Source organism: Nitrospirota bacterium, assembly GCA_016214845.1.
Taxonomy (GTDB): domain Bacteria; phylum Nitrospirota; class Thermodesulfovibrionia; order UBA6902; family UBA6902; genus SURF-23.
This window is the reverse complement of the sequence record JACRMS010000030.1, coordinates 50414-75169: the sequence shown is the minus strand read 5'-3', so window position 1 is coordinate 75169 and position 24756 is coordinate 50414. Positions and strand designations below refer to the sequence as shown.

The 24756-nt window shown below is 49.5% G+C and carries 37 protein-coding genes; all 37 read right to left on the bottom strand.

Annotation, left to right across the window (positions count from 1 at the left end; translation table 11 throughout):
* Position 1: 1 nt before the first annotated feature.
* A complete protein-coding gene (locus HZB61_10390; GenBank protein MBI5057010.1) occupies positions 2–397 on the bottom strand; it encodes a hypothetical protein in 396 nt (131 codons plus the stop codon).
* Positions 394–858 carry a hypothetical protein gene (locus HZB61_10385; protein ID MBI5057009.1) on the bottom strand — a complete coding sequence of 155 codons (465 nt, stop codon included), beginning with the start codon at positions 856–858 and terminating at the stop codon, positions 394–396. Before HZB61_10385 ends, HZB61_10390 begins: the two co-directional genes overlap by 4 nt.
* Complete coding sequence (locus HZB61_10380; GenBank protein MBI5057008.1) at positions 855–1601, bottom strand: hypothetical protein; 747 nt, start codon at positions 1599–1601, stop codon at positions 855–857. Before HZB61_10380 ends, HZB61_10385 begins: the two co-directional genes overlap by 4 nt.
* A 46-nt stretch (positions 1602–1647) precedes the next feature.
* Positions 1648–4212 (bottom strand): hypothetical protein, encoded by a 2565-nt coding sequence (locus HZB61_10375; GenBank protein ID MBI5057007.1) that lies wholly within the window; start codon positions 4210–4212, stop codon positions 1648–1650.
* On the bottom strand, positions 4205–4483 hold the full coding sequence (locus HZB61_10370) for a hypothetical protein (GenBank protein MBI5057006.1): 279 nt from the start codon (positions 4481–4483) through the stop codon (positions 4205–4207). The genes HZB61_10375 and HZB61_10370 overlap by 8 nt, the downstream gene beginning before the upstream one ends.
* 35 nt (positions 4484–4518) lie before the next feature.
* On the bottom strand, positions 4519–4902 hold the full coding sequence (locus HZB61_10365; protein MBI5057005.1) for a hypothetical protein: 384 nt from the start codon (positions 4900–4902) through the stop codon (positions 4519–4521).
* A 52-nt stretch (positions 4903–4954) separates the two neighbouring features.
* The gene (locus HZB61_10360) at positions 4955–5716 is read right to left on the bottom strand and encodes a hypothetical protein (protein MBI5057004.1); all 762 of its coding nucleotides are present in this window, start codon (positions 5714–5716) and stop codon (positions 4955–4957) included.
* Complete coding sequence (locus tag HZB61_10355) at positions 5691–5843, bottom strand: hypothetical protein (GenBank protein ID MBI5057003.1); 153 nt, start codon at positions 5841–5843, stop codon at positions 5691–5693. Before HZB61_10355 ends, HZB61_10360 begins: the two co-directional genes overlap by 26 nt.
* A gap of 432 nt (positions 5844–6275) precedes the next feature.
* Entirely contained in the window at positions 6276–6707 is a 432-nt protein-coding gene (locus HZB61_10350) for a DUF1834 family protein (GenBank protein ID MBI5057002.1), read from the bottom strand.
* The gene (locus HZB61_10345) at positions 6708–8495 is read right to left on the bottom strand and encodes a polysaccharide deacetylase family protein (protein ID MBI5057001.1); all 1788 of its coding nucleotides are present in this window, start codon (positions 8493–8495) and stop codon (positions 6708–6710) included.
* A 3-nt stretch (positions 8496–8498) separates the two neighbouring features.
* On the bottom strand, positions 8499–8936 hold the full coding sequence (locus HZB61_10340; protein MBI5057000.1) for a hypothetical protein: 438 nt from the start codon (positions 8934–8936) through the stop codon (positions 8499–8501).
* Positions 8937–8948: 12 nt separating this feature from the next.
* Positions 8949–9380, bottom strand: coding sequence for a DUF1320 domain-containing protein (locus HZB61_10335; protein MBI5056999.1), 432 nt, complete (start codon positions 9378–9380; stop codon positions 8949–8951).
* A 58-nt stretch (positions 9381–9438) separates the two neighbouring features.
* Positions 9439–9591: a hypothetical protein gene (locus HZB61_10330; protein MBI5056998.1), complete on the bottom strand. Its 153-nt coding sequence runs from the start codon at positions 9589–9591 to the stop codon at positions 9439–9441.
* 57 nt (positions 9592–9648) lie between these two features.
* Complete coding sequence (locus HZB61_10325; GenBank protein ID MBI5056997.1) at positions 9649–10584, bottom strand: hypothetical protein; 936 nt, start codon at positions 10582–10584, stop codon at positions 9649–9651.
* Positions 10585–10644: 60 nt separating this feature from the next.
* Positions 10645–11433 (bottom strand): hypothetical protein, encoded by a 789-nt coding sequence (locus HZB61_10320; protein ID MBI5056996.1) that lies wholly within the window; start codon positions 11431–11433, stop codon positions 10645–10647.
* Between the two features lie 5 nt (positions 11434–11438).
* Positions 11439–12494, bottom strand: a complete 1056-nt coding sequence (locus tag HZB61_10315; protein MBI5056995.1) for a hypothetical protein — start codon at positions 12492–12494, stop codon at positions 11439–11441.
* Entirely contained in the window at positions 12491–12970 is a 480-nt protein-coding gene (locus tag HZB61_10310; protein ID MBI5056994.1) for a phage virion morphogenesis protein, read from the bottom strand. The genes HZB61_10315 and HZB61_10310 overlap by 4 nt, the downstream gene beginning before the upstream one ends.
* Entirely contained in the window at positions 12967–13761 is a 795-nt protein-coding gene (locus tag HZB61_10305; GenBank protein MBI5056993.1) for a minor capsid protein, read from the bottom strand. The genes HZB61_10310 and HZB61_10305 overlap by 4 nt, the downstream gene beginning before the upstream one ends.
* Positions 13754–15247 (bottom strand): DUF935 family protein, encoded by a 1494-nt coding sequence (locus HZB61_10300; protein ID MBI5056992.1) that lies wholly within the window; start codon positions 15245–15247, stop codon positions 13754–13756. Before HZB61_10300 ends, HZB61_10305 begins: the two co-directional genes overlap by 8 nt.
* 167 nt (positions 15248–15414) lie before the next feature.
* Positions 15415–16926, bottom strand: coding sequence for a hypothetical protein (locus HZB61_10295; GenBank protein ID MBI5056991.1), 1512 nt, complete (start codon positions 16924–16926; stop codon positions 15415–15417).
* Positions 16923–17444: a DUF3486 family protein gene (locus HZB61_10290; protein ID MBI5056990.1), complete on the bottom strand. Its 522-nt coding sequence runs from the start codon at positions 17442–17444 to the stop codon at positions 16923–16925. Before HZB61_10290 ends, HZB61_10295 begins: the two co-directional genes overlap by 4 nt.
* Positions 17444–17680, bottom strand: a complete 237-nt coding sequence (locus tag HZB61_10285; protein MBI5056989.1) for a hypothetical protein — start codon at positions 17678–17680, stop codon at positions 17444–17446. Before HZB61_10285 ends, HZB61_10290 begins: the two co-directional genes overlap by 1 nt.
* A complete protein-coding gene (locus HZB61_10280) occupies positions 17677–17946 on the bottom strand; it encodes a hypothetical protein (GenBank protein MBI5056988.1) in 270 nt (89 codons plus the stop codon). Before HZB61_10280 ends, HZB61_10285 begins: the two co-directional genes overlap by 4 nt.
* Positions 17943–18131, bottom strand: a complete 189-nt coding sequence (locus tag HZB61_10275) for a hypothetical protein (protein ID MBI5056987.1) — start codon at positions 18129–18131, stop codon at positions 17943–17945. The genes HZB61_10280 and HZB61_10275 overlap by 4 nt, the downstream gene beginning before the upstream one ends.
* Positions 18128–18700, bottom strand: a complete 573-nt coding sequence (locus HZB61_10270) for a hypothetical protein (GenBank protein MBI5056986.1) — start codon at positions 18698–18700, stop codon at positions 18128–18130. The genes HZB61_10275 and HZB61_10270 overlap by 4 nt, the downstream gene beginning before the upstream one ends.
* Complete coding sequence (locus HZB61_10265) at positions 18693–19298, bottom strand: hypothetical protein (protein ID MBI5056985.1); 606 nt, start codon at positions 19296–19298, stop codon at positions 18693–18695. Before HZB61_10265 ends, HZB61_10270 begins: the two co-directional genes overlap by 8 nt.
* Before the next feature lie 148 nt (positions 19299–19446).
* The gene (locus HZB61_10260) at positions 19447–19764 is read right to left on the bottom strand and encodes a hypothetical protein (GenBank protein MBI5056984.1); all 318 of its coding nucleotides are present in this window, start codon (positions 19762–19764) and stop codon (positions 19447–19449) included.
* The gene (locus HZB61_10255) at positions 19761–20060 is read right to left on the bottom strand and encodes a hypothetical protein (protein ID MBI5056983.1); all 300 of its coding nucleotides are present in this window, start codon (positions 20058–20060) and stop codon (positions 19761–19763) included. Before HZB61_10255 ends, HZB61_10260 begins: the two co-directional genes overlap by 4 nt.
* A 32-nt stretch (positions 20061–20092) precedes the next feature.
* Entirely contained in the window at positions 20093–20248 is a 156-nt protein-coding gene (locus tag HZB61_10250; protein ID MBI5056982.1) for a hypothetical protein, read from the bottom strand.
* Complete coding sequence (locus HZB61_10245; protein ID MBI5056981.1) at positions 20241–20483, bottom strand: hypothetical protein; 243 nt, start codon at positions 20481–20483, stop codon at positions 20241–20243. The genes HZB61_10250 and HZB61_10245 overlap by 8 nt, the downstream gene beginning before the upstream one ends.
* Before the next feature lie 53 nt (positions 20484–20536).
* On the bottom strand, positions 20537–20710 hold the full coding sequence (locus HZB61_10240; GenBank protein MBI5056980.1) for a hypothetical protein: 174 nt from the start codon (positions 20708–20710) through the stop codon (positions 20537–20539).
* A 4-nt stretch (positions 20711–20714) separates the two neighbouring features.
* Complete coding sequence (locus HZB61_10235; GenBank protein ID MBI5056979.1) at positions 20715–20975, bottom strand: hypothetical protein; 261 nt, start codon at positions 20973–20975, stop codon at positions 20715–20717.
* Between the two features lie 142 nt (positions 20976–21117).
* A complete protein-coding gene (locus HZB61_10230; protein ID MBI5056978.1) occupies positions 21118–21402 on the bottom strand; it encodes a hypothetical protein in 285 nt (94 codons plus the stop codon).
* A 57-nt stretch (positions 21403–21459) separates the two neighbouring features.
* A complete protein-coding gene (locus HZB61_10225; protein ID MBI5056977.1) occupies positions 21460–22101 on the bottom strand; it encodes a hypothetical protein in 642 nt (213 codons plus the stop codon).
* Entirely contained in the window at positions 22091–22765 is a 675-nt protein-coding gene (locus HZB61_10220) for a hypothetical protein (protein MBI5056976.1), read from the bottom strand. Before HZB61_10220 ends, HZB61_10225 begins: the two co-directional genes overlap by 11 nt.
* A complete protein-coding gene (locus HZB61_10215) occupies positions 22749–23420 on the bottom strand; it encodes a hypothetical protein (protein ID MBI5056975.1) in 672 nt (223 codons plus the stop codon). Before HZB61_10215 ends, HZB61_10220 begins: the two co-directional genes overlap by 17 nt.
* Positions 23402–24628 (bottom strand): hypothetical protein, encoded by a 1227-nt coding sequence (locus HZB61_10210; GenBank protein MBI5056974.1) that lies wholly within the window; start codon positions 24626–24628, stop codon positions 23402–23404. The genes HZB61_10215 and HZB61_10210 overlap by 19 nt, the downstream gene beginning before the upstream one ends.
* Between the last annotated feature and the right edge of the window lie 128 nt (positions 24629–24756).

Sequence of the window (24756 nt, the reverse complement as noted above, 5' to 3'; positions counted from 1 at the left end):
CTTAAAAAGCTATTTTTATACCGATCTTGTGGTTTGATATAACAAAGGGCGCGCGATAAATAATATTGGCGGCCTGCCACATATTACGGTATGAGATAATGTCATCATCTTTTAATTCACCCGGCAGCAGATCGCTTATGAGAAAGTGGCCTAACGCCATCACGACAAAATAAACATTAACGTTTTGCTGTGACGGATGCTGGCCTAACATCCTGTTCCTCTCATAGTAGCGGTCGGAGTTTTTTACGATAAAGGTTGTCTGCCCGTAGTCAATCAGGTTGATCGCCTGATATGTCACCTCGAGGGTAATGTCTTTCTTGTCCCACTCTCCGGCCTGGGCGGCTGAAGAACAGAAGAGTAAAAGTGCAAAAGTGCAAAAGAGTACTATTCTTTTCATCGGTTGCTAAGGTCCTTTCTGTATTCCATGCTGGATATAGCACAGATAAATTTCTGTTCATCAATGTCCCTCGGCTCATCAAGGGTCCCTTTAAATATCAAAAACGCCTCTGAGGGATTATTATTGTCGTCGAGATACACTTCCTTAGCGACCATCTCCGCGCCGGTGAACGGGTATGTGTCGTCAATCAGGATTAAAAACTGATATCCCTTATATCTGTCGTTTTTAAAGTTGAGCTTTATATTTGTGTTTAGCGACTCGGACGTTGCCCGCCTGATCTCATCGCCGAGGCCGTCCAGGGAGGAGAGATAATTCTCATATATCTGCCCGCCGACTGTGATATTGCGGTCGGAAAAATACAGTGTCGGGCCGGAGTTCTTGAGCGTGATCTCGATGAGATAGATATGATTGAGCCGGTTGCGGTCGAGGAGTTTTTTTTGAGTTGCGGTGTAGGTTTTCATCCGGGCAGCACCTCCTGAAACTCAAAACTGAATGGGAACGAGTCCGCTGCCTGCTCGGACATCTCCATCTTTAAGATCTCACCGAATATCCATATCCCCTCATGATCATATAAATAAAACGGCATTGACCCTGCCCAGGCATCATGCATTAATTTTGCATTGTCTTTTTGAGCGGTCTTTGCTCTTACTTGCGGGTAATTCCTGTACTTGCGCGGGTCGCCGTGTTTGAAAAATCTCGCATGACCTCCAACAGATTCATCGCGCTCGACGTTAAGCTTATCTAAAAAATTGCCGGTCGGCCTCGATGGATTGCGCTCCCATATATAGCTCTGCGTCAGAAATAATTCCGTGAGCTGCGGGATCGATGCCGGTGACGTGATGATGAATTTTTTGTATCGGTGAGTGGATGATGCCCAGCTCTTATCAATAAGATTATTGTCTCCCTGCACCCACTGAGACACATAGGATGCATAAGACGAATCATTGTCGGAATATTTCATATCGAGCGTCATCCCGCTGAGATTATGCCCCGCAGGAATCAGCAGCCGGTCGCAGGCGAGGTTGCCGCTTGCGCCCTGGTCGATCTTGATCTCAATAGTGACTGCCGCAGCGGCCTTAAAGACTTTACCAATATCTCTGTCGTACGAACGATAGAGCGGATAATTGGCGTCCTCAGCTCCTGCGGAGAGGATGACGGTTGAGGTCTCTAATAGATTTTTAAAACAGCATTTAACCTGGCTCATTTTCTACACACCCCTTAATCCCCTCTTAATAGAGGGGACGAAACTCCTACGTCGGCAGGCCGATTGGCCTGCCTTGTATATCATTGTCCTGCGAGTATTCAGACCGGCTGTATCTCGATTGGTCAGTGAGTATTCTATCGACCTCTCTCGCCACGTCATTGGCATCCATGCCCTCGGTCTTAATGTTGAACGTGTTGTGATTGGTTATGTTATACGTGTACGTGTTGCCGGTCCCGCCGGTTGAACCGGTCCCAGTGCCCTGTGCGTTACTGCCGCCCCGGGCTTGAGTTATTATTTGATCTAATACATTAGAATTAACCCACCTATTTTCTTTCATGAAGGCTTTAACGCCCTCTGGCGACTGAAGATTAAATCGCTCAAAAATACTTAATCCACTCGCAGAATCATACATCGGCACCTTACTCCCTCCGATAGCTGCCTCAAGTTTCAACCGAGGATGCATCTCATCCCACAGTTGCTGATATTGCAGCTTTGACATCTTATGCGCATCAATCGCGGCTTGCGACGCCTGACGCTGTAGATCAAGGAGGGGATTCAACCTTGCATTAAATGCGCCGAGGTCTGAGGCAGAGTTGCGCCAGCTTTGTAAATATCCAATCCATTTTGCCAGGTCAAGCGGGTCATAATTTCCACCGCCGGCGCCGCCGGATACTGGTTGATAAAAATCCGCCAGAGCATCCGCGGACGTAGGAGTGATCGCGCTGTCTCCCATAGCGCTAAGAGAATTACCTGATCTTGCCACTTTATTCTCGACATTACCATCATACCCCACGCCGAAACCAATGCTATTGCCGGGCTCCCAGTTGACTTTAACCGTATGATCTGTTTCTTTCGGCAGGGAATTAAGTTTATCAGTCACATACGAAACGCCTTGTGTGAACGGCTGGGCAGGAGACGCGGAGAGCATGGTTTTTACCGTCAGTGTCACTGTTTTATCGTGCACCGAGTCGAGCCCGGCTTTGACGCTTTGGATTGCGGCATATGCCTGCGCAGCGTCAACGTTCAGTTTCTTTGTCGCGTCCATAGACATCGCAGAATCAACTTCACGGATACTGCTCATCGCAGATTCCACTTCGAGCCTGAATTCCTGGTCTACCGGCAGAGTCTGTATCGCGCTGCGGATATCCTCCAATGTCGATGTCGCGTGCTGCCGGACTTCGTCCCATGCGTTTCGCACCTCAAGCACTTCGGTTTGCTGTTGATTATACGTTTTTGCGATCTCATCTCCGAGCCCCTTGATCCGATCCATAGCTGCTGACTCGGCTGTAGTCGCATCCACGACAACTTTTTCCCCTTCCTTCACTTCATCGGAGATGCCGACCCAACCACGCTGAACGTTCTCTAACATTTTTATCTTTTCGTCCCCGGAGAGCGCCATCGCCTGGTTGTATTTCTTTTCGAGATCGTTGACTGTGGAATAATATTTCTCAGAGGCGGACATGCGCTTTTGCTCGATCTGTAAAACCATATCAGAGGTTGATATCCGCGTCTGCCGGATCGCGCTCTCGATCTGCTGCAGCTCCTTGTCTTTCTCTATCATTTGAGAGACGGCTGAGCCGTGGAGCTTTACGAGGTCGGTGAAGTCTTTTTTGTACTGTTCTATATCGATTTTCACGGGGGAGACTGTCTCTGTGTTTTTTGCGTCATTAATAAGCTTGTCTTTCATTGCAAGTAATGATTCCAGATCGCTCTGAAGTTTTGCTTTTTCCGCGTCTAATAAGAACAGCCCTGACCAGATCGATCCTATTACGCCTTTGCCTTCAAGGATGGTTTGAATGTTGCCGATCTTCTTCTCGATCATATCGAGGCTCGGCGCGCCGTCTGTTATTATGGCGAATAGATCGTTCAGTTTCGGGATCAACCAATTGCCGATATGCTCAGTAACCCCTGCAATGTTCTTTTTAAGGACGTTTAAATTGTCATTAAACTGGTCTGCTGCCTGAGCTGCTGAGGTAGTAAATACTATACCCAGCCGTTCGGCCTCTTGATGCAAACTTTTAATCCCGGCAGAGCCCTCGTTTAATATCGGGATCATCTCCAGTCCACCGCGCCCGAATAACTGCATCGCATAGGTTGTTTTGTCCGCGCCGGCTGCCATGTTTTTAAATGCATCCGCCGCCTGAAGCAATGCCTCATACGGGTCTTTTGCCGTGATCCCAAGCGTGGCAAGGGTTTGTGATGTGTCAGTGCCTTCCTCGTTCATCCCGGTGAGGGCTTTATTAAGGAACTTAACGCCCATCGTTAATGAGGCCAAGTCGGTCTCCGATTGCTCTGCGGCGAATTTAAGCCCGGACAACTGCTCGACTGATATGCCGATTTGTTTGCTGGTTTTTAGCAACTCCTCGCCCGTGTCTGCGGTATGTTTTACGAGGGCAATGATAGGGCCTATTGTTGCGGTTACAATGCCGACGTATGATAGCCAAGATGATTTGACCTTATCGACGGCAGCTTCAAACCTGTTAATTTTATCCCCAGCGGACGTGGCGCTATTTGAAACGCTTTCAAACGCTGTTTTAGAGGCATTTTGAATAGTGTTAAAGGCTGGCGTCGCCTTATCTTCACCAATAATGGTGATCTTAACTTCAGCCATTATTCTCTCCTGGAGTGGGGATATTTTCATTCTGCATCTTTTTTATCTCATCCTCTAAAAAAGCCAGCATCTCTATGTCCTCGATGTCCGCGCTATACAATCGAAGGATGGTGCCGGGATCGACCAATCCCTGCAGTCGGATAAGTTTGTCCCGTATTGCAAATATAAACTGCCCTCGCTCATCGGGTTGTGGTATCCAGCATTGACTTTTGAAACATGGCGGCTCGACTTCATCTATCAGCAGCGCCTCCTTACATTTTTCACAGCTCACATTCGGGAAATCTGCTTTCCCTTTTATGTGAGCTGTTAGTCGTTTTTTATTTCCGTCTCCCTGGTGAACTCGTCTTCGTCAATGCACGTCTGATTTACAAACCTCGAAAATTTGAGGCTCTTGGTCATGAGCATATCGATGTTCTTTTGACAGACCGGCAACGGCTGCTTATCGACCGTTAATCCGGGGTGATTATGATCTGCAATTTTGCGCCATCCAAGGACCACGGCCCTGCCCAGGAGCCTGTCCGATACATCCGCCTCGTCTTCTCCTGTCAGTCGCGCATGTTTAGCGGCCTTTCTGCCGATCTCCCGGAGCTCACGCTTGGTGATTAGTTTTATGTGGACCTCCGTGTCCACGTCGTACTGTATAAATTTACTGCGTTCGTGATCGTCTTCAACTATTAATGTCTCTGCCATTTATGTCTCCTTTTTATAAAGGGCGGGTTTAGAACCCGCCCCTACGATTAATTTAATTTCCAGCCTGCAGCGGGTCCCCGCCGAAGGTGTTTGTTAACGCCAGTCTAAACGGCTTTGTTATCCCGGTCATGCCTGTCGGCGCTGCAGCCGCTGACAGGCAGTTAAACTCAATTGGGTTTTTGATAATGCCCCGATCCTCGGGCGCCTCTACGTTTGAGTATTTAAGGTTGGGGAATGACAGCACCATCTTGCGGTATGATGACCCGCTGATCAATGCGCCGGTGAATGTCATGTCCATTTTCTTGGCGTTGCCCGCGTCCCAATCAGTGAAAGGAGTCTCAGCGGTATAACGCGGATATTCCAGTTTCAATTTAACTTCCGGGACGCCGTCATTGGTCGGCTCATCGATCTTGTCGAATGATCCGCCCGCGCCGTACACGCCCGTCATTTTCCTCGTTGCAGTCAGCTCAAAGCTGTTAGGGTAGACTTTATCTCCATCAGCAAGCGCGCCGCCTCCCTGAGCGTTCAGCCGCATAACTCCCTGGCTGTACAAGATACGGTTTGCCTGTTCACGGTATGTTACGTTTGCAAATGTCGAGAGCGTATTCACCGCTGAATTCCAGATAATGTCATATGCGAGCACTTTAAAACTTATCTCCAGCGGATTGCCGATTGATCCCTTGATTGTCATGCCCATGATCTTCGCGGACACGGCTTCCTCAATATTAATTTTTTTATTCATAGCGAGGCATAGAAATAATCCGTCAAGGTTATCCGCGAGGTCGTAATTATGAGCTGCGATCCCGGCGGACATGCTGCCCTGTGTCGTTGCGCTTGTGGCTGCAGGCAGAGCTGCAGCAAATGTGAGCGTATCGGCAGTGTTGCTCACGATACGCCGAACCGCTCCGACATTCGTCGGCTGCCCGGAGTCTGCGGAGCATTGCCAGAATTTACCGGCATGATCATTCACCCCCCAGCCGGCCCCAGTCTTAAGCAGCGTAGTCGTGCTGCCCGCTCCGGTGCCGTTGGTTGCGACACCGCTCGTGTAAGCCGGCGCGCCCGCAGTCCCCATGAAATTAGCGATCAGCAGATCAAGGGAATCATAGCGTAAGTACGCGGGCCGGTCGCCTTCTGTTTTAATCGCGCCGCGATCTGAATCAGTAGGCCAAAAAAGCCCCAGAGAATCATCAATCTTATCGTCAAAAGATTTTTTTAATGACCCCGGCAGGATCAATATCCCGTCATTCGCCCCGCACTCTACCGCAGTGCCCCATGTGACGCCTCTCTTTGCTGCCATTTTAAATTCAATCCCAGCTACACCTAACATAATTTATCCTCCTTTATTCGTGGGGGCATGGCGCGCCATGCCCCCACTACCAGTTAAATGTCGTATCAAAATTAGTCTGAAAATCTATTCCATAAATCGTCACTGACTGCGTGATGCCTATCAGCGACACGCGCAGTATTTTTAGTTTCTCCATGGCGAGGCCAAAAGTCTTATTAATGAGGTTTGTCTTTACAGCCTCGATCAGATCATAAGCGCCATTGACTGCCTTCCGCTTGGCCTCATTGCTCTTTAAATTCTTCACGCACACCATCACCGAGAACTCGCAGGTCTCATTATAGTTCGGCCCGTCCACCCACACGAAGCTCGATCCTACATATGCCACATACACCGCAGGGTATTGAATCGGCAGCGCCTCGATCTTGCCCTCTAACTGCCCGGCATACGTCTCGACTGTCTTGATGTATGTCATCTGGGTGATCTCGGTTATGATTTTGTCTTCGATGTCTTCGGTCGTCATTTAATCCAGATAATATGTTGCGTTCTCTGTGTTAGAAATTACTGTTACTTTGTCATATTGATTGACCAGCGTCCGAGCTGAACCCTCAATATTTGGACTAATTGTTACGGTATTGGCTGGAGTGTTGTCTATACGCTTAAAAGTATAACTGAGCCTGCCCTCATTGCCTGTCACCGTCGGCAGCGTGATCGTGTAACTGCCGCCACTGCCATCGACGTAAACCGTTGCGGGTGAGTCAGATGCATCAAGCGTTATCGCGGCGTCAACCGTAAACGACGTTGGCACACCGAGAATAGATTTTAAAGGAGTCACTCCCATTATCGGATAAAATAGATCCAGAAGCTGACTCCATGTTATGACTTTAATATTCGATAATGTTGCTATGTAATCGATAATCGCATTGTGTGTTGTGAAACATAATGGCTGACCAGACGCGCCACAAGTGCTTGTGGCGAGCGAATGAAATCCTATTATGCCGATGCCGGGAGTGGCATTGAGTTTGTCCGCAAACGCCTCCATCGCAGAGGTAGGGTCAACACCATTATTGTTATAATAAATTCCGTAATTTTCCCAGTACGGGAATTCAGGATTAAAAATTCCGGGCTGTTGGTTTACGCTACTCCCTACTGCAACTGAATAATATTTCCTCAGAATTGGCAACATCGAACTGCTCGTTTCCAGCGTGCCGCCGTTCCCCGGAAAAACAACAACTCTATTGCCATTGCCGAGGCCGTTAAACTCAAAGTATTTTCTCGCCCTAAGCAACTCTTTCTCCTGTATCCCCGCAGAGACATCGCCAATAAATTTATTTGCTCCGGGTGACAACTCTCCCGTTATGTCCTGCACGTGAGTATTGGTATGTGATAGCAAATCCCATCCGCGTTTTGCCAAGTCCTTTGCCTGCGTCAGAGTTAATTTTCCGGTCGCCCCAACACCGTACACCTCACCGTGGGGCACTACCGCAAGATTCGCGGGAAACTGGTACTTATCCAATACATCTTTTAAAAATGAATAGTGGCTATTACTGCCATCATCATATTCAAGGATCAAAAGTGAGTACGGATATTCATCAACTGCAACAATAGCATCGATGGCAATGTTTTTGTTTTTAGCTGAGCATGTAAATCCAAGGCGTATATTTGTTATGTTATTCCATGCAGGAGTACCGTTCGCACTAAAATTATCTCTATTCAGATATATGGGCAGCCATTCCCCCGTAACATTTTTAAACATTTTATTTGTTAGATTTGCGTTATACCAACTTGAGCCGCTAAAAAATATAAGGTCAAAAAAACTGATTTCCTCTGCCGTAGCTGTGGACTTGATATAAATTTTTATATACTTTTTGGACAGGTCTAATGGATAAGTTGACGGGGATTTCAGTGTGGTGATATTGAATTGCTGAGATGCTGTACTGCACGGACATACAAACTGCTCTGCATATCGCCGGTGTATACCAGATACCTGGCTAATGCCTGTGTTACAATCTTCGTCGCATGTCCCATCATTTACAATATCACATGTACTCGTGCCATAGACGTAAATATCTGTTTGGTCGTTATCTGCATCCCATAAGACAGTTTCTGCCAATGGAAGACGAAAAAAACCCTTGATGTTTTTTGATGTAAGAGTGTTTGTTTCAAGCGATGAAATCTCCTGCACACCGTTGATCTCCTGATAGCTGTACTCCGCGTCAATATATTCTGCCCTAAGATGTGAGAAGCAAGAAGTGAGAAGTAAGATAACTAAAAAACTTATGACTCTTAATTCGTAACTCTTGACTCTCATCTATTACCTCCTCCCCGCGCACTCAAACGTGATCGACACCGTCCCTGCGGTGATCGTCGAGGTTGCGTACCACTCCGATATCGGGTGCGTGATTGAGATTATCTTTGTGTCCGCCGTTGTGAAGGTGTATGTTTTTATCGCCTTTGCGGCGGTGCCTTCTTTAGGCGTGACGGTGAGGTTGACGCTTGCGCCTGCCGTGGTGATGGTCAGGGTTTTTGCGCCAGTGCAAAAATCAACATTGACCGCAGTATCACTGTCGCCGGTGACTGACTGGTTAGTGGCGAGTATCCATTTGTATGATTCGGGTTGATTGCCCTTGTTGATACTGGTCGGCGATATGTCGGCAGCATGGACGGCAGTGCAGAGCAGCAGTATAAAAATCAAAAGAAAAGACTGGATTCCCGCCTTCGCGGGAATGACAAAAAGACTTTTAAATTTCATTTAAACCCTCCATTAATAATTCGTCATCGTGTCCTTTGTAAAGACACTGTCGCTTGCTGTTTTATTGGTTGCTACTCCGCCCTCTGCTGCAGCGGTAGGTTCGGTGCTCTCTCCTATGGATATGCTGCCCTTGGCAATTCCTTCGAGTTGCCTGATTGCGTTTTTGTATCTGTCCGCCCTGGTCGCGGGGATCTCCTCGACCCGGCGGGAATAGAGATTATAGATAGATATGTCCACGGAGCATTTTTTTACGATGTCCGGGACGGTGCTGAAAGGTACGGAGTATTTACCCCCGCAATAGCTGTCGATCTCAGCGTCCGCCGATGCAATCGCTTCATCGACGCGGGTTGTAACGACCGCGCCGGTGTCCTCGTCATCCGTGAGCTGGATGACGGTTATTTCAGGGATGAGTTTTTTTATGTCTGTCAGTGTGCAATATGGCATTTGGTTATGTAGGGGCGGGGGTTTCCCGCCCCTGCGTGTTAATTAACGGTTATAGTTGTTATTCTTTTTCTTTCTTTTTCTTTTCCTCTTCCTTTACGGGTTCAAGTCGCAATTGTTTTGCGACCTCCTCTGAGACATCCACGATATCACCCGGCGCTTTCAGTTTGCCGCCTATTTTTTTATGTCCGTCAATGACTTTATATTTAGGCATTCTCTGTCCTTTCTATTTTTAGAATGACGGGCGGGGCATCGCCCCGCCCCTGTAAATTTACGCTACTGCGTCCTCGATGAGATAGCCGCAATCGCTTGCGACCACTTTTTCATCAGAGTTCCATCCGGGCCTGATGTAATGCGCGCCTTTGAGCCCGCGTCTCTTGTCAAAATCTCTCGCGGTGAATCTCAATGTCTCCGCAAAAGTCACGCCGAAGGTTACGGTTTTGATCCCAGGAGACGGATCGACATACAGTGCCGCGCAGTGTTTACCCCACAGCCTCGTGTATGCCGCTGTCTGCCCAGGCTTGGACGAGTTGTATCTTGAGCGGCCTATCAGTACGCGCTCGACTTCAAAAAGCGTTGCGACTTCCTGTGCGGATGCCATGCCGCCTTTGAGTGTTGCCCCGGCTGTGGCTTTACAGGCATCCAGTATTTCAGGGAGCTTTCTGAATTTCAGCCAGGCGTCAACTCCGAAGGCCAGTGTATTGGCCCGCTGGAAACACGCCTCTATCGCTGTCTGGATGTCATCAATAGGATCGTCAGTGCTGCCGCCCCACTGGTCATTACCGCTGAGCTGCACTTTGTTCCCGGTCGGGTATGAGGCTACGGCAAATACGATATCCGCGACTCTCTTCTCCTGCGCGACGTCCAGGAGCATGTTAAGAAAATCGTTTGTATCGATCTCCGGCTGCAGGGGATTATCGGAGTTATCGATAGTCTCCTGCGGCACCCAGTCCCCCTGCGCATGGTCCTTCACGGAGTAATTCGCGTCAGCGACTCCCCAGTCGGCCTCATTCGCATAGCCTTTAGGGGATATGCGGTCATCGACGAGCTTGAAGCTGTCCTCTTTGTTGTAGACGTAATACACGTCTGACCGCTTATTGACCTTTACAACAGGCATTAAAAACGGCCAGATCATATCGGCATTGCGGTATTTGATCGAGAGATTCGATAGTACCGCGTCTTTGTGTAAGGCTTTTGGTTCCGGCATATTTTGTTATCTCCTTTCTATAGGGGCGAGGCATCGCCCCGCCCCTGCATTTTTTAATTTTTATACGCTTACTATGTATTCAGCGTAGAGTCTGAGTTTCCCGGCTGTAAGCGCCTCAACCGCTACCGTTGCGCAAAGCTCTCTGTCCGCAGTGCATTTTGCCAGCGCGTTTGCAATGGCGCCTGTCTGTATACCCTCGACCAGGCCTGCATCATAGGGATTTGCGCCATTCGAAATTGCGACTGCTGCCTTGATCCCTGCCTCCGACTGAGTGTCAATACCCAGCGCTATTGTGGCTGCATCAGTTGCGCTCGTGAATGTCGTCAATACCTCATACCAGGAGCGGTCTACAATCGCATTGTCCGGCAGAATGACGCCGAGACCGTGCTTAGCAACTGTACGCTCGCCTGAATTTGCTGACGGATCGAATGTTGCTATTGCAAGACCCTTAAGCGTGTTGCCGTTTGCAGCCTGGTTAGGTGCGATCATGCCAGGCGCGATAAGTACCGGGATGATATCACCGGTGACGCCGGATGCAAGCGCGTATCCTATATAGTTCTGACCGAGAGTCGCCTTTACTCCCTTTGCGGCAGAGTCGGATGTTATCTGGTCCCCGCGTGTGACGGTACCGCCGAGTTTAAGGTCTGATATGCCGTCAAGCATGACGCGCACATCCTCACCCGCTGCGGAGGTTATGTGCTGAAAAATACCTATCAGCCCATCGGTGGCCGCTAACGCTGCTGACAGCGTATTATCGTCAGCTCCGAATTTTGCGATTGTGTTTGCTACGGCAATCGCAGCCGCACATTTTGCGGACTTTTCAAGTCCTGAAGTTTTACCCATCATCATTGTGATTAGTCCTCCTCTCTCTGAAATAATTCAGGATGCTCTCTTGAGACTGTAAGCACAGCCTCTTTATAAGTGACAGCCTTGTTTTTTTCCATGAAGTTGCTGATCGCCTTTTCTCTCTTTTCCGTGTCGCTGCCCGCGCCCGGATCGCCTGCCCGCTTCGCCACCTCGCCGAACTCAATCTGCTTCGGCAGGGCCGTCAGAAACGCCTGCATGAACTCAAGCGGGGTCTGCTTTTTCTTGTCATCGCCCTCGCCGAATTCAATCGTGGTGATAGTGGAGATCTGATTCATGAACTCGGAGATCCCCATGCCCAGCTTTTCCATTGCGGGGAGGAGCTTGCCCTCTTTTTTCAGGTCTTCGCAAAAAACTACGATGGCCTTTTTCTTGCCCTCAGTAGCCTTAGCATTGAGAGCGTCCTCTTTTTTCTTGAGCGCGGATTCTCTCTCCGAGAATTCCGTCTCTTTCGTCTTTGTTGCCTCGGCAAACTCTGCGTCTTTTGTCTTAAGCGCAGCAGCTATGCCGTCGTTGATCTTTTTCTGAATTTCCTGCTCTGTCATATCCGCATTTTCTCCTTTCTTTGCTCCCGACCTCATAGACTTAATTTCAGTCATCATGTCGGCGAACATTTTTTTAATTTCTTCTAACATAGTTCCTCCTTCCTCGAATTCGATTATTGTTTGATCGCCCTCGTTAAAGGCGACGTCTTCAAGCCCTTTAACAGCGGGCGGGTTTGCGCCCAGGAATCCTACATGCCGGAGACTGCCGTCCGGATACAGGGAAATTGACCGCTTTTTAAACATCTTCAGTTTCAGCATCTCAGCGAATGCCGGGACGAGGTCCTTCATCTTCATGTAAAGTGTCTGGCCCTCACGCTTAAGCCCTTCAATCCATGCCCAGGCCGGGGCATTGTCTTTCGGATGTCCGATGACAACCGGGGCCTCGTGATCTGCGGGATTGTATTGCGCTATCCTGTCCAGGTCGGCTTCAGTCCAGGTCTGGGTATCCCCCTGCGAGTCTGTATGCGTGCCGGTTTTAAATATTGGGATCCAGTCGTTCATTTCACTCCTTTCATTAGATACGCGGTAATGGCATGCCCGATCTCGGTCAGGTCTTCATCCTGCACGACGATCCACGGGCGGCCCGGGATAGTGACCTTATGCCCCCTGCCTGCCTTGCCACCGAATTGCTGTATCGCTCCGTAAATTTTATTTGTGCCGATGGTCACGGAATTAGTGCCGACTTTTTTCGATACCGATCCCGCCATCAATCCGGTCTGCTGTAAAATCTTTCCGGGCCAGTGGCCCTTTTTAGTCCGCTGCTTAATAGTGGCGGGGGAGAGTCCCTTCCACTTTCTGGATCCACCCTTCCATGAATCAGGGGATGAGTACCGCCCGCCGACCTCGATGTTTTTTTCAATGGATGAAATCACGATATCGCCTATCTCGCTCATGACCGGGCGGGTATTGCCTGCCCTATCCTTGAGATCTCCGAGGAGAGCGACCACTTTACTGTCATCAACTCTTAATGTGATCATGAGGCCTTACTCCAGCTTGCCCGTCCGGGGTTATAGTCCCATCCGGGGCCTGTTGTTATTTTGTCACCCGTTGCCGGGTCCCGATATGTTGATATGGTTGATAGCTCTCCGGTGTTTTCGTTGGCGAGTACTTCTCTTGTCTTGATCTTGCCGGTCGAGTACTCGGGCTCAAATCCGTCGCGCTCCATCTCCCTCTCCGAGAGACTCTTTACCCTGCAACGGCAGCCCCAGTCATTGGGTGGATAGAATTTGTCCCAGAAAGGATCATTCCATCGGAATATTTTCCCGTGCATCGCGCGGTGTGCAGGACGGGTCCTGCTGTCCAGTACTGCGATGTACTGCCAGTAGGGCCGGGCCTTCGCGACCTCTTCCATCCCCTGTTCCCTGCCTGCCATATATGCAACCTGCAGGTTTGTGCGATAGATAGTCTTGAGCCTCCAGGGGGAGCCGAGCTGTACGAGTTTGTCCGGATCAGCTCCGCTTACTGGATCGAATCCGGGAACGTCACTGGCCAGCATCTTACCCCACCAGCCTTTTGCCTTCAGTCGAGGGGTGAGTTCGTTTTTGAATTGCTGAAATGTGATCCCTTCATTGAGGGCCTTCTGTACCATGTCCCGGATATCAATTAAAATGTCCTGCCTCATCGCCTTGGCCACGGTGAACGCCTTGGCCTGTGCTGCCTGCCAGAGGTCCTGCCAGTCCCAGGAGAAGGCATAGCCTTTGTCCTTGAGATATTTAATAGCCGCTTCGGGCGGCAGGTTGAATGCATTAATGAGGATATCGTCAGGCATTTATCCTCCCCCATAATTCAGTGATAAAGATCGCCCTGGAGAGCATCTGCTCAACTGCGTCGGAGTCCATGTCCGGATACGACATTGAAAGCTTCTCCATGATCGCCTCGTATGATTCGCCGTTTTTTACGAGGTCTATAACGGGCTTTAAAACGCCGTTTAGCTGCGCTTGTAATTGCTCCGGGGTGAATGAGTCGTTGAGGTTGTCGACGGCTGTCTGGTCCGGGAAGGTTTTGCCTTCGGCGAATTCATTCGTCGCAATCCGGGCAGGCACAAGACCTGCCCCTACAGTTACAATTTCCTCCCCTTCCTGCGGCTCCGGTATCCCGTATGTGTCATAAAAATATTTCTTCGTGATCGGTACGCCGATCTCGACGAGGAGCTTGTCGCGCTCCGCCAGCGGCTTTAAATCGTCTTCATCTTCCGTGCGGATCCAGATTTTCGGATAACGCTGGACATTGGGGAAGTTATAATCGACCAGCCATTTAATCACCTGGTCGTTTAACGCCTCGCAGAGTTCGTCAGCGTCGGCCTTTACAAACTCCTTCCTCACCTCATCGTGGGTCTTTGATGCTGCATAGCTGCCCTTGTCTCCGACATCGGAGGTGAGGGTCTGGCCGAGGATGAGCTTTGTTTTTTTCTTATCGAGGTAATTGCAGAGGCGCTCATAGGTGTCCATCGATCCCTGCCGCGCGGCCTCGAGTAATTCGATTACCATGGTGTCCGGGATAGCGATAGCCGCTTCGGTCTGGATGGTCTCAATGGCGGATAATAATTTACCCTGCTGCTCTGTCGTCGTGCCGTTTGGATATTTACCGACTGCGGTCGGTGAGCCGAACTTGTCCGCGAAAATCATCCAGAACTTGAGTGTGTTCTTCGCAAACCAGTCCATCCAATAGAGTGAACTGCCCAGGCCGTAGCCGAATGGAGAGCCGTTGTCAGAGCCCCATGCAAAGACCTGAAACTTCCGGGACGGCACTGCCTCGCCCTCGATCATGTTTTTAAAGGTGAGCAGCCGCAGATTATTATCAACGTCAAAGGTGAACCGTCTGGACGGCTTGCCGATAAAGCGGTTGATCCAAATACTGCCCTCGGAATACTCCCACATGATTTCTGCGGACTTAAATCCGAGTACGATTGCCGAGAGGAGGGCCTTCCTGCCATTATCAAAATTGCAGGAGAGCAATACCTCCTTTATAAATTCGGCAATTTTTATATCCGCGCTCTTTTCCGAGCCCGGTATGATCTCCCATTCCCTGCCGACGACCGCAAGCCTGCGGGTCTGCATGGCCTGCCGTATCTCCGGGTCGCGCAGGAGGTCTTCATAGAGTTCGATCCCCTTGCCGCTGCCTTCGGTCTTTAACGTCTTGTCCGGATTGATCAGCGTCCTGCCGATATAATCCATATAAATGTCTTTTTCGACCGTGGCGATCTCGTTTAATTCCGGCTTTTTGGTGTCGTCGATCTTTATGTTTTCGTCGCCCATATTAGAAAATCCTGTTTTTAGGGGTCACCGTTATGAAATTACAGGCCCTAATCGCCCCGTCTACCCTTTTAAACTCGTTAAATTTCAATTCAGCCGTCGTCATGGCTACCTAACAGCCTCTTTTCCCGAAATCGTTGATCCTGCGCGATTTCCGGCTTTATAATTTTTCATCTAAAAAACCCCGCCATTTTGGTTGACTCGCGTTTGTTGCCGGTGGATTGGAATTCAATCGGCCCAGCCGTTAAATTATCCACCGCATAAACCAGCAGCATCCCTGCAACCGCCGAGTCCCCGTGTCGCTTGCCGCCTTCACCGCTTACCTTCCGGCTATCGGAGATGACCGGCACGCCTTTCTCAAGTCTGACGACGCGGTGATCGTCAAGTATCTCTGCGTCTGCGGCTATCTCAATAGTTTTGTCCTCAAAGCGGACTTTGTATTTCGGCATGGCGTCCTGATAGAACTGCCTCGTGAGCATGATCTGTTGTATCCTCGATGCGCCGTAACGCTGCATGGCGACTTCGGCGAGATACTGGCCGTTGCCCCTGGCATCCATCGCGCCGCCCCTGAAGTTGGGCAGTTTATCGCAGATGTAAAATAAGATTTGCTCTTGCTGCCGGAACGGCACATTGCGCAGCTCAACGATAAACGGCGTCCGGATTGTGAGATTCGGCAGGCGTTGGCCAAACATCAATATCGTCAGATCAAGGTCACGCGCAAAGTCCTCGCCAAAGTAATGCGCCAATTCAGACCACCCCTGCCCCTCCTTATCAAAGAGGGGAGCTATGTTGTCGTCAAGCCAGTCCTGACAATCCTTAGCCCTGACGTCATCGGACATCTGCTCAAACCCGTCCTTGCACGTCCACCGCCGGACCGGGATATCCTGCTTCATACAGGATTCAATCAGTGCGCTGGTAAAATATATGCCGCTGCCCTTTGACGGGATGCAGAACAATTCCTCGTCTGCATGCTCGCCGTAGGATTTAATTAAGTCCGCTTTCCACTGGGCCTGAGCGTCCGGGGTCCACTGCTTCCCGAGTACGAGGCAAATCCTCTTATAAAGTCCGTCTTCAAGCGCGTCATCCAGCGTGATGGTGTGGAGGCTGTAGGGATATTTCCCTTTGCGGATATCGTCTATAAGTTGATTAAATGTATTGCTCTCTCCAAAATGTGTGGAGATAATCCGCACCTTGCCGCCCCACATCAAAAACGCCATCGCGGCTTTGATCAATCCCTGCAGGTCGTCGTGGAACGCGGCCTCATCTATGACCGCTATGCCCTGCTTACCTCTGAGGTTTGAGGGCCTTGAGCTGAGGGCAAGGATTTTAAACCCGGAGGCAAAATCTATCCTGAAGGCGTGGATCTCTTTATCCTCGTTTTCTTCCTTGAAAATAAATTCCGAGACTTCGGAAGCGGCGAGCTTATAATGACGCGCCCAGAAGGCGCATGCGTCTATGAATTCCCTCGACATGTCCTTGTTGTACCCGATATAGAAAACGTCCATGCCGGTCTGCTGAGCTGCGATAATAGCATCGTCTGCGGCCTCTCCCCAGGTGAGACCAACCCGACGGGATTTTTCGCAGACTTTAACGTCTGCTTTGTCAGCTATCCACTCGCGCTGATAGTCCAGCAGTACTCCGTCTTTCGGCAGGTCGTCTATGTTGATGATGCCCGTTGTCATTTTGCTATCCCTAAAATCTTCGCGCGGATCTGCGCGGCTGCGTCGTCGGTCAGTCCGCCCTTTTTCGCTATTTTTGAAACGTCGTCAGCGGTTTTAACGATTTTGTCTTTGACCTCTGTATGCCACTGCTCCCTGTGCATGCTGGATTTCTGCAGGGCTGCAAATGCCTGGATGAGCTTTGCATTTTTCATAACGTCAAATTCTTCATTCTGTAGGGCAAGGGCAAGGCGCTTCGTTATCATTGTCGCGGTGAGCTTTTCAAGGAGCATTGCCTTATCCGGCTCGGAGGTAATCAGCGCGGCCTGGTCACGAAGCATTTCCGTTTCCCTGACCTCGTTAAAAAAGCTTTTTCCGTAACGTCCTATTGCGGACTTTGATATGTCATGCCCTTTTGTTTTAAGGAATGCGCCGACGTCTTCATATGTGATGTTTGGCTCGATCAATAATGCATGGACTTCTTTCTTTACTTCACCGGGTAGATCATCCAGAGAGCTATGTTTGCGTTGGTGCTGGGCCACTATTCAAGCTCCTTAATTTCAGCAACCAGTTGCAGACACTCTTTTTTCTTGGCCTTCAGTTGATCGAGATGAGACTGAAGGCTATCGACATTGATCTCCTCAAGGGGCTTGATCTTTGAGCTTACGGCTTCATTCAGCAGTGCCTGTAACGCGGCCTTGCCGTCAATGACCGCTCTCATGCGCGCCTGTTTTCTCTGCCCGATTAACCCCTGTTTAATTAAGTCCTCCGTGCTCATTTAATCCTCTCTTTTATAATTGTTGTGAGTTCGGTAATGGCCGCTGTATTCATCGTTATCATTCCCATTTGATCACATGAGAGCTGTTCATATTGAGTGACCAGCGTCGCGTTATTCTCGTACATTTTCACGACTGCCTGATGCCGCTCTTCCCACTTCTTCGATTCTTTTTTCCCGTCCCACCATATAAAAAAAACTATGCCCCATGGGCCGAGGGTCTGAAATAAGAGCGTAAAGTCTTTTAACGCGGCAGCAATCTCGCTCATCCCGCTTCTTTCTCCAGCTCATCAAACGGTTTCCACCGCATAGACTCCAAGAGGGCCTTGGCCTTTTCCTTGTCTACCGGCGGCGTGTCCGGACGCGTTGCGATCTCCTCGTAATGAGCAATCATGTTGATTAATGCCGGTAAGCATGATGCCAGAATATTAAGTGCCTGGACTGCGTCGTTCATTGTCCACCTCCCTGAATGAGTTTGAGATCCACGCCCAGCTCAATGAGCTTTGATAGCAGCCGCATGGACTCATCGAGGGCCAGATTATAGTTTTCGGAGCTGCGAGGATCCTCGCCGACCTCTAACGACATCTGCATCACATATATCGCGGCATCGCTTGCCTTCCTCGCGCTCTCATACGTGCTCTTTACCCGCAGATAACTCTTATCATCGAGGGTCCCGGCCTTGTGCATGTCGATGGCGATCTTTGCGATGCCCTCGGCAGTGACCTTTGTCGTCTCGACGTATTTGTAGGTATTGGGGGAGAGAGACGCGCAGGACGTCAGGAGCATAACAACCAGCAGGCACATACCTAAACTGTTTAATCCGCTTGAGCTGCCTGAACTGTTTGAATCGTTACCAGTGATCGGTTCGGTTGTGATGAATCTGAGAATGATATTAACGATACTCAGTATTAATGCCTGCAATTTCAGATCGAGAAAATATACAGTCTGCGACTGCACGATCATTGCTATGATGCTCAATGCATTGACCCATAATGTCTTTGATTCATACCATTGTTTACCCATTAGTCCCTCCTTTGGTTTTTGTAATTGTGATTCTACAGGCCCAGCCCCGCGCAAATCCTTCCTGCGTCGGGCTCTTTTTCATAATCTCCACGTAACGCGCGCCCTGTAAAATGTTCATCCACAACAGCAGCATCTGCGCAGGGTCTCTCTGTAAATACATCTGCAATGCCGTGATGGACTTTTCTCCGATGGACCCGTCCTCAACGAGATCGGGATATAATGAGCCGTTTCTGTTGAGCAGATTCAGCGATTGCTGCAAATAGATGATTGCCCAGTGTTCGCCCTGATTGACGGCGGTGTCAAACATTTCAGAGGCTACGTCCGGAGACAATGCCGCTACTCTGTCACCCCATATCCGGTTCCAGAAGTGGGCTCGGTAAAAATCCTTTACCAGCTGCTCAATCAGCGCATTACGCTTCAGTGACGCGGGAAAATCTGGATTTTTCTTCTCCTGGTCAATAATCTCCCATCCGTACCAGTCAGGCTGTTTCTTCCGTGCGATCCCCTTGTACGTTTCGCCGCCGAAATCGTTGGGGTTATTAGAGTATCCGCCCTCTATACCCATTGTCTCCGCATATGTTTTTTCGTAGGGTGTCATTTACCGGGGCCTCTCTGAGAAAAAGGGGATGCCCCGCTGGATGGACGGGGCATCATTAATCTGGAGGTGAAACATGAATGAGAAAATGAGCATGATTGAGTTTAGAGGAGAATTAAGGAAGCCGTCTTGCTGAAACGTTTCAGAGGTTTTACTTCAGGAGATTGAATAAAGTGGGGAGGTCATCCAGGGCAGGAGATTTCCCTAAGATATTATAAATCTGTCTTTCTGTCAACTTATTTTTAATCGCGAGCTTAGCGACTTTTTTTGGTGTTTGCTCTTTATCGTACTCCTCGCGGATGTGTCTATCTCGCATTTCCCGCTCAAAATCATCGAGCGCATGCATGTATAAATAAGTGCCCCGGAATGCCTTCGCTAATTGGATCGTCGCCTCTAATCCGATGACGCGGGCGACCCTGGGGAGATCCAGTCCGGGGAGCTGCTCTATCAGGTCGTTTTCATTTTTCATATACTCCGCACCCTCGGTAAATTCTTTCTGATTAACTCAAGTACCCGGCTCCAGCCGACACGCTTTTTATAAGGGTTGCCGTCAACGTGCATATCGTAGCAGTCAATGCGGTCAGTCCTGTAGAGTTTGATCTCATGTGTCACGTCACCGAAATCATGATCTACTATTGTCATCTCCCTCCGCAGCTCCGGCAGGATCGGAGGATAATCCGGGGCAGGAGACTCAAGCCGCTTTCGCTCCTTAGCCTCCCGCGCCGCCTTGAGTTTTCTACTGTATTTATCGCTCTTACGGTACATTCTTTACCTTGCACGGTTCGGATATTGTGTTGTTATGCGTTGCGTTTCTCTTGCTGATATTTCGCTCTTAGGCTGGCAGGATGATTTACTATGCTGCCGGTCGATGCCCTTAAATATTGCCGTGGTATTCTCTGTGATACATCACCATAGACCTTCTTTCTCAATGATCTTGCCTTACGTTCACTCATAGCCTCTCCTTATTTCTTTACTTAATTGTTTAGATTGTTCTGCGAGATTTTTTATTTCAATTCTTTGCTTTGCTACATCTTCTCCAAGATTCAATGCGATCAATGCCAAGACAATAATTATTATAAAAAGAATATGTGGCAAGAAACGCATAACAAGGCGCTCAAGATGAACGAGTGTCACACGACACTTTTTAGCCTTGTTTATGCCTTCTGTTTTTGATTGTTTATGCTGCATTGGTTATCCTCAAGTGACCCTCGTCACTTAGCTTTACGTTAGGCGAGGCCAGTTCATGACCCCGCCTTTGTTTCAACGTCAAACGGCATTTCCTTGACCGCTCCGCAATCCGGACATTCAATCTGATAGCTCCTGAGCACATGAAATAAGACGCTTCCGCATTTACATGTGTAGCATTCATCCATCAGCCTTGCCCGTTCCTTGAAGTCGTCAAGCGTAAAGTCCATTGAGTTACTTCCCTGCTGGACGCTTATCGAGGCCCTTTTCAGTCAGGATTGCCGCAAGGTCGTCCATGTGCAGGCAATCGCATAGACACGCCCCAACAACCGGACCGCCGATAATCGATGCAATACTTCCGTTGCAGTGGGCATTGCCGGGGACGGCATCAAATAAAATGCCTATGGCATTGATGTTTAAAGGGCTGCTGCCGTATCCTGCCAGAGATACAACCTTGTCACCATTCTTTGCTTCTCTTCCGTTTCTGTAATGCATTAGTCCTCCTAAAAAAACGCCTAACAATTAGATGGACGGTGAACGAGTACCACAGGCGTCATTATGGTTTCGTTCAGTTTTCTCCGTCAATCGGTTTATGTGCTTGTTCATACTCTTCAGGTACTCGTCAGTCATCATGATGTTATGTGCTTTCGCTTTCCGGTTGCTTTTCTTTAAGTTCCAATATTTCTTTTGCCTCGCGGTGATGCATTTCAAGATTAAAATGAATCAATACCGCTTCAATGATATCTTTAATTTGCTTCCCGGTATACGTATCAAATCCACATGCATTCTTGCCTGTGGGGATTGTGATTTCGGTTCTATTTTGAATTGCCCTCTCTGCGTCCCCCATGCGGCTTGAGAGGCGTTGAACATCTTTTTCTAACTCTGCTATCCTCTTTTCTAAATCGTTTTTGCTAACCCACATTCTGCCCTCCTTTTTAAAAAGTTAATAAGCCACGCACATAACAACTGGCGTTATGCATTAAATCTTTTCTTCAACCTCACAGCATCTTACCTTGCCGCAGTTGTTCCAATATGGCGGCCTCGGCCTCACGAGTCGGGGAGCATCGGCAAGCGGAAGCCAGCGCATTTTAACCCCGTCTTTTTCCATCGAGTAATCCTGCTCTATCGTTTCGACATCAATACTGATTACAGCCCCTTTTCCATAGACTCTTTTTTTGCCGAGGTAGCGCACATGCTTTTTGAGGATGTGTCTTACCCGCCCGGCATCGCCGACTGCAAAGGCTATCATGCTCTTGCAGAGTAATAGCGGCAGCGGCGTATTGTATTCGCGGTAGACGCCGTTTGTGAGGCTTGGAGATCCTTTTGTCAGTTCAATCTGGGACTGCCTAAATTTCTTCCGCCAGAATTGTAGTGCATCGGCAGTGTCGCCGTCCGGGAATAATGCGCTTGCCTTCCATCCCCATGTCCCGTTCATATGCCATTTTGCAAGAGGTAGAGGGATATCAAAAGGCTCTTCATCCCTGCCCGGCGGTTCGCCTTTGCAATGGAAGGGCGCAAGGCCCCAGGCGAGAAGCGCGTCAAGATGTATCGGCTCGGACGGGTCGTAATAGAGGCCGGTGCCGTCGAGGTGGAAAGTTATTTTCATGGGTTTATAGCTCATTGTCGTCACTCCATCTTTTCCGCATTTTAGCTGCGTTAGAACTGTTCATTAAATCCACAGCGCGTTCTGTATAGGAACCGGGCCGCGCGCCTGTGCTTGTTCTGACTTCAAGACCAAAGCGATGATAAGGCCGCAATAGCGGCAAATCATTAACAGCGATATAAGCGGCAAGATCATCTTGAGTCCACTTCCCCATAGGGTAACAACGCGCTATATTCCCCGTCTCAAAAATGCTATCATGCCCTGCCACCCTCACCGCTTGACTGCGGCCTTTACTTTCATAAGCGCAGAGGCCAATAAAAACGCCGTTAAAGTCCTTGTCTTTCACCCATTCAGTTATTGCAGCCCGTAGCACTTTTCCCCTCTGAAGTTCAATGTATTTAAGCGGGAATCGAGAGAGGAATAAGTTTTTTACCTCTTCAAAGTTCCCGATCAATTCAGCGTCCGGCCCCGTCCAATGAACGGCCTGGACATCCGCATTCACCGAGCGTACTAAATGCGCGAGGACAATACTCTGTTTCCCCCATGAAAGAGCTACATAACTGTGTGGATGCCGCTTAAGCATGTTAGAGATATCTAACCCTGCCTTTCTTACAAGGCCGCGCCATTGCGGTAATATCGCATGTATCCGCCCTTTTTTTAGTTGTTCATTCAGGATACTCATTTTTCAACTCCTCCTGACTCGGAAGTAAATAACAAAGAAAGCGATAAAGCGCGCCCTGGAAAAGTGGCCGTGCAAATCGCTCAAAATCTATCCAGCGGCCCGCGCCGATCTGCCTGAGAAGAAACGGCGGACAGAGAAGCGACTCGAGTACGCCCCGGCCTATGCCGCCTCTCAATTCCACATTGAGCCTATCCCATATCGCCATCAGTCGCGCATGGTCAGAGCAATCGACATCGCGCATTTCAAAACGCCAGACAATACGGTCACCGCTATTAACCTTTGCAAAAAGGCTTCCGTGTTTTTTATAGCTCGTAGTGGCATAGCCTGCCCACTGCGCACCGTATTCGGCATTCAATACCATAGTGCGCACGCCCTGACGGTCAAGCCGTTCAAATTTCTCTCCGTCACAATACCACGACGACATCCTTTCCCACTTATAGGTAAGCGCCAGATAGGCATCAATCCCAATGTGCGGAGATTCAGGCGCAGCGAGGAGGTCGCCGTTAGTAAAACTTTTGCCGAGCAGTTCCTTGCGCGGCAGGCAATCCCCTTTTTCCCCAGTCACACAGCAAATACCCTTAATGGTATCACAGGGCAATTCAGGACGTTTAAAAGGCACTTCAAGCGCAGCCGCTATCAGCTCAACAGTGTGCATTGTATCGCCCCCAGCTTTTCGAGATATTCGGCTATGTTGTTTTTTTGCTCAGACAGATATTTTTCATACGGCTCCGGGGTAGGCGCATTTTCTATATTCACGCTGACGCGGCCCATGCCTCTACGATTCTCCGCGCCGATATATCCGCGCTCCGCAAGTAACTTCAATGCCCGCCCCAATGCCGACCGCTCAAGCTCATTGGCGTGGACATCAAGATCGATGCCGCCATAAAGGACCGTGCCCGCCCGCAAGCATTCTGTATTTGCAATCATGCCGCTATGGTCCGCGTGTTCCTCATGGTCTTCGCGGCGAGTGAGATATAGCCACTCAAAAAGCTGAGCTGCGTCAACCTCTCCATTGCCCCACTGCTTACATGATGGTCGCAGGTCGGCAAACTTAGCGCGCCCGCAGAGGATGCGATTACCAAGAGCGCAGCCGAGCAATGAAAGCCCCGGCAGCGTATCGCGGAACTCATGGATGCCCTGGGCCTTAACAGTGCCGTCGCCGCCGAGTTCTTTTTTTAGCTTCTTTGCAGCTTCACTATTTTCCTCAAGCGCGCCGCCCGCATAGAGCGCATGGAAAAACCAGAGGGCTACAGGCGGCTTGTCTCGGCGAGGGACAAGTCCGAGGGACTTGATAAGATCATCCGCGAGTATGTCGCGTATCAGTCCACGCAGGGCATTCCCCGCGTAGAAGGGCAGCGACAATACCGCGCCCGTCGTGGACAGCACATGCATGCGGCGGAAGAGGGTTGCATTACCCGCCTTTGTGTCGGAGCCATGCGCAAGCGGGGAAAGGCAGGTCATCGAGATTTCTATCTCGTGTTTTCCTGCGGGAAGCGCAGTCCCGCTTTCACCGGCATCCTCCGGTAATTCAAGCGTGCTTATAGTGTCCTCATAATCTCCGGCTTTCAACATCGTGAGCATTGCGGCCACGCGGGGATATTCGCGGAGCCAGCGAAGGGCAGCGGCGGCATTGCCGTCACTGCATGCCTTTACAAACGCCGCAAGCGCAGGTTGATAGACTTCCCCCGGAGCAGCATTGATAAGCCCGGAAAGCCTCTCTATCGCAGAGAGCAGTGAGGGCTCGGCTGATGCTTGTACAATCTTATCAGCGAGGAAGTCTGTGAAGTTTCTTTTTGTTTTAACTTGTGAGGCCTGAGATATTGTCCTCACCATGTCCAGCGTTGCTTTTAATGTTTCGTTCATATTGCCTCCTTTAAAAAAAGATTCATAGAAATGTTGTTTTGCTTGTTCATGTTTTTCATGGCACTCGTCAGTTAGCTTGTGTGTTAGGGCCTCCCGCCCCAGATAATATTTTTTTTTGCATACCCAAA

Coding starts and splice junctions, on each gene's coding strand:
- HZB61_10365 (MBI5057005.1), bottom strand. CDS start 4,902: ATGGCAGAGACATTAATAGTTGAAGACGATCACGAACGCAGTAAATTT.
- HZB61_10210 (MBI5056974.1), bottom strand. CDS start 24,628: ATGAACGAAACATTAAAAGCAACGCTGGACATGGTGAGGACAATATCT.
- HZB61_10325 (MBI5056997.1), bottom strand. CDS start 10,584: ATGCCGGAACCAAAAGCCTTACACAAAGACGCGGTACTATCGAATCTC.
- HZB61_10300 (MBI5056992.1), bottom strand. CDS start 15,247: ATGGGCGACGAAAACATAAAGATCGACGACACCAAAAAGCCGGAATTA.
- HZB61_10225 (MBI5056977.1), bottom strand. CDS start 22,101: ATGAGCTATAAACCCATGAAAATAACTTTCCACCTCGACGGCACCGGC.
- HZB61_10265 (MBI5056985.1), bottom strand. CDS start 19,298: ATGACACCCTACGAAAAAACATATGCGGAGACAATGGGTATAGAGGGC.
- HZB61_10350 (MBI5057002.1), bottom strand. CDS start 6,707: ATGACGACCGAAGACATCGAAGACAAAATCATAACCGAGATCACCCAG.
- HZB61_10280 (MBI5056988.1), bottom strand. CDS start 17,946: ATGAGCGAGATTGCTGCCGCGTTAAAAGACTTTACGCTCTTATTTCAG.
- HZB61_10215 (MBI5056975.1), bottom strand. CDS start 23,420: ATGCACACTGTTGAGCTGATAGCGGCTGCGCTTGAAGTGCCTTTTAAA.
- HZB61_10380 (MBI5057008.1), bottom strand. CDS start 1,601: ATGAGCCAGGTTAAATGCTGTTTTAAAAATCTATTAGAGACCTCAACC.
- HZB61_10345 (MBI5057001.1), bottom strand. CDS start 8,495: ATGAGAGTCAAGAGTTACGAATTAAGAGTCATAAGTTTTTTAGTTATC.
- HZB61_10245 (MBI5056981.1), bottom strand. CDS start 20,483: ATGCAGCATAAACAATCAAAAACAGAAGGCATAAACAAGGCTAAAAAG.
- HZB61_10335 (MBI5056999.1), bottom strand. CDS start 9,380: ATGCCATATTGCACACTGACAGACATAAAAAAACTCATCCCTGAAATA.
- HZB61_10230 (MBI5056978.1), bottom strand. CDS start 21,402: ATGTGGGTTAGCAAAAACGATTTAGAAAAGAGGATAGCAGAGTTAGAA.
- HZB61_10375 (MBI5057007.1), bottom strand. CDS start 4,212: ATGGCTGAAGTTAAGATCACCATTATTGGTGAAGATAAGGCGACGCCA.
- HZB61_10385 (MBI5057009.1), bottom strand. CDS start 858: ATGAAAACCTACACCGCAACTCAAAAAAAACTCCTCGACCGCAACCGG.
- HZB61_10275 (MBI5056987.1), bottom strand. CDS start 18,131: ATGAACGACGCAGTCCAGGCACTTAATATTCTGGCATCATGCTTACCG.
- HZB61_10390 (MBI5057010.1), bottom strand. CDS start 397: ATGAAAAGAATAGTACTCTTTTGCACTTTTGCACTTTTACTCTTCTGT.
- HZB61_10285 (MBI5056989.1), bottom strand. CDS start 17,680: ATGAGCACGGAGGACTTAATTAAACAGGGGTTAATCGGGCAGAGAAAA.
- HZB61_10270 (MBI5056986.1), bottom strand. CDS start 18,700: ATGGGTAAACAATGGTATGAATCAAAGACATTATGGGTCAATGCATTG.
- HZB61_10240 (MBI5056980.1), bottom strand. CDS start 20,710: ATGGACTTTACGCTTGACGACTTCAAGGAACGGGCAAGGCTGATGGAT.
- HZB61_10220 (MBI5056976.1), bottom strand. CDS start 22,765: ATGAGTATCCTGAATGAACAACTAAAAAAAGGGCGGATACATGCGATA.
- HZB61_10260 (MBI5056984.1), bottom strand. CDS start 19,764: ATGAAAAATGAAAACGACCTGATAGAGCAGCTCCCCGGACTGGATCTC.
- HZB61_10255 (MBI5056983.1), bottom strand. CDS start 20,060: ATGTACCGTAAGAGCGATAAATACAGTAGAAAACTCAAGGCGGCGCGG.
- HZB61_10355 (MBI5057003.1), bottom strand. CDS start 5,843: ATGCTCCGCAGACTCCGGGCAGCCGACGAATGTCGGAGCGGTTCGGCG.
- HZB61_10315 (MBI5056995.1), bottom strand. CDS start 12,494: ATGAACGACTGGATCCCAATATTTAAAACCGGCACGCATACAGACTCG.
- HZB61_10330 (MBI5056998.1), bottom strand. CDS start 9,591: ATGCCTAAATATAAAGTCATTGACGGACATAAAAAAATAGGCGGCAAA.
- HZB61_10310 (MBI5056994.1), bottom strand. CDS start 12,970: ATGATCACATTAAGAGTTGATGACAGTAAAGTGGTCGCTCTCCTCGGA.
- HZB61_10235 (MBI5056979.1), bottom strand. CDS start 20,975: ATGCATTACAGAAACGGAAGAGAAGCAAAGAATGGTGACAAGGTTGTA.
- HZB61_10250 (MBI5056982.1), bottom strand. CDS start 20,248: ATGAGTGAACGTAAGGCAAGATCATTGAGAAAGAAGGTCTATGGTGAT.
- HZB61_10295 (MBI5056991.1), bottom strand. CDS start 16,926: ATGACAACGGGCATCATCAACATAGACGACCTGCCGAAAGACGGAGTA.
- HZB61_10320 (MBI5056996.1), bottom strand. CDS start 11,433: ATGATGATGGGTAAAACTTCAGGACTTGAAAAGTCCGCAAAATGTGCG.
- HZB61_10360 (MBI5057004.1), bottom strand. CDS start 5,716: ATGTCCGCCGGGATCGCAGCTCATAATTACGACCTCGCGGATAACCTT.
- HZB61_10340 (MBI5057000.1), bottom strand. CDS start 8,936: ATGAAATTTAAAAGTCTTTTTGTCATTCCCGCGAAGGCGGGAATCCAG.
- HZB61_10305 (MBI5056993.1), bottom strand. CDS start 13,761: ATGCCTGACGATATCCTCATTAATGCATTCAACCTGCCGCCCGAAGCG.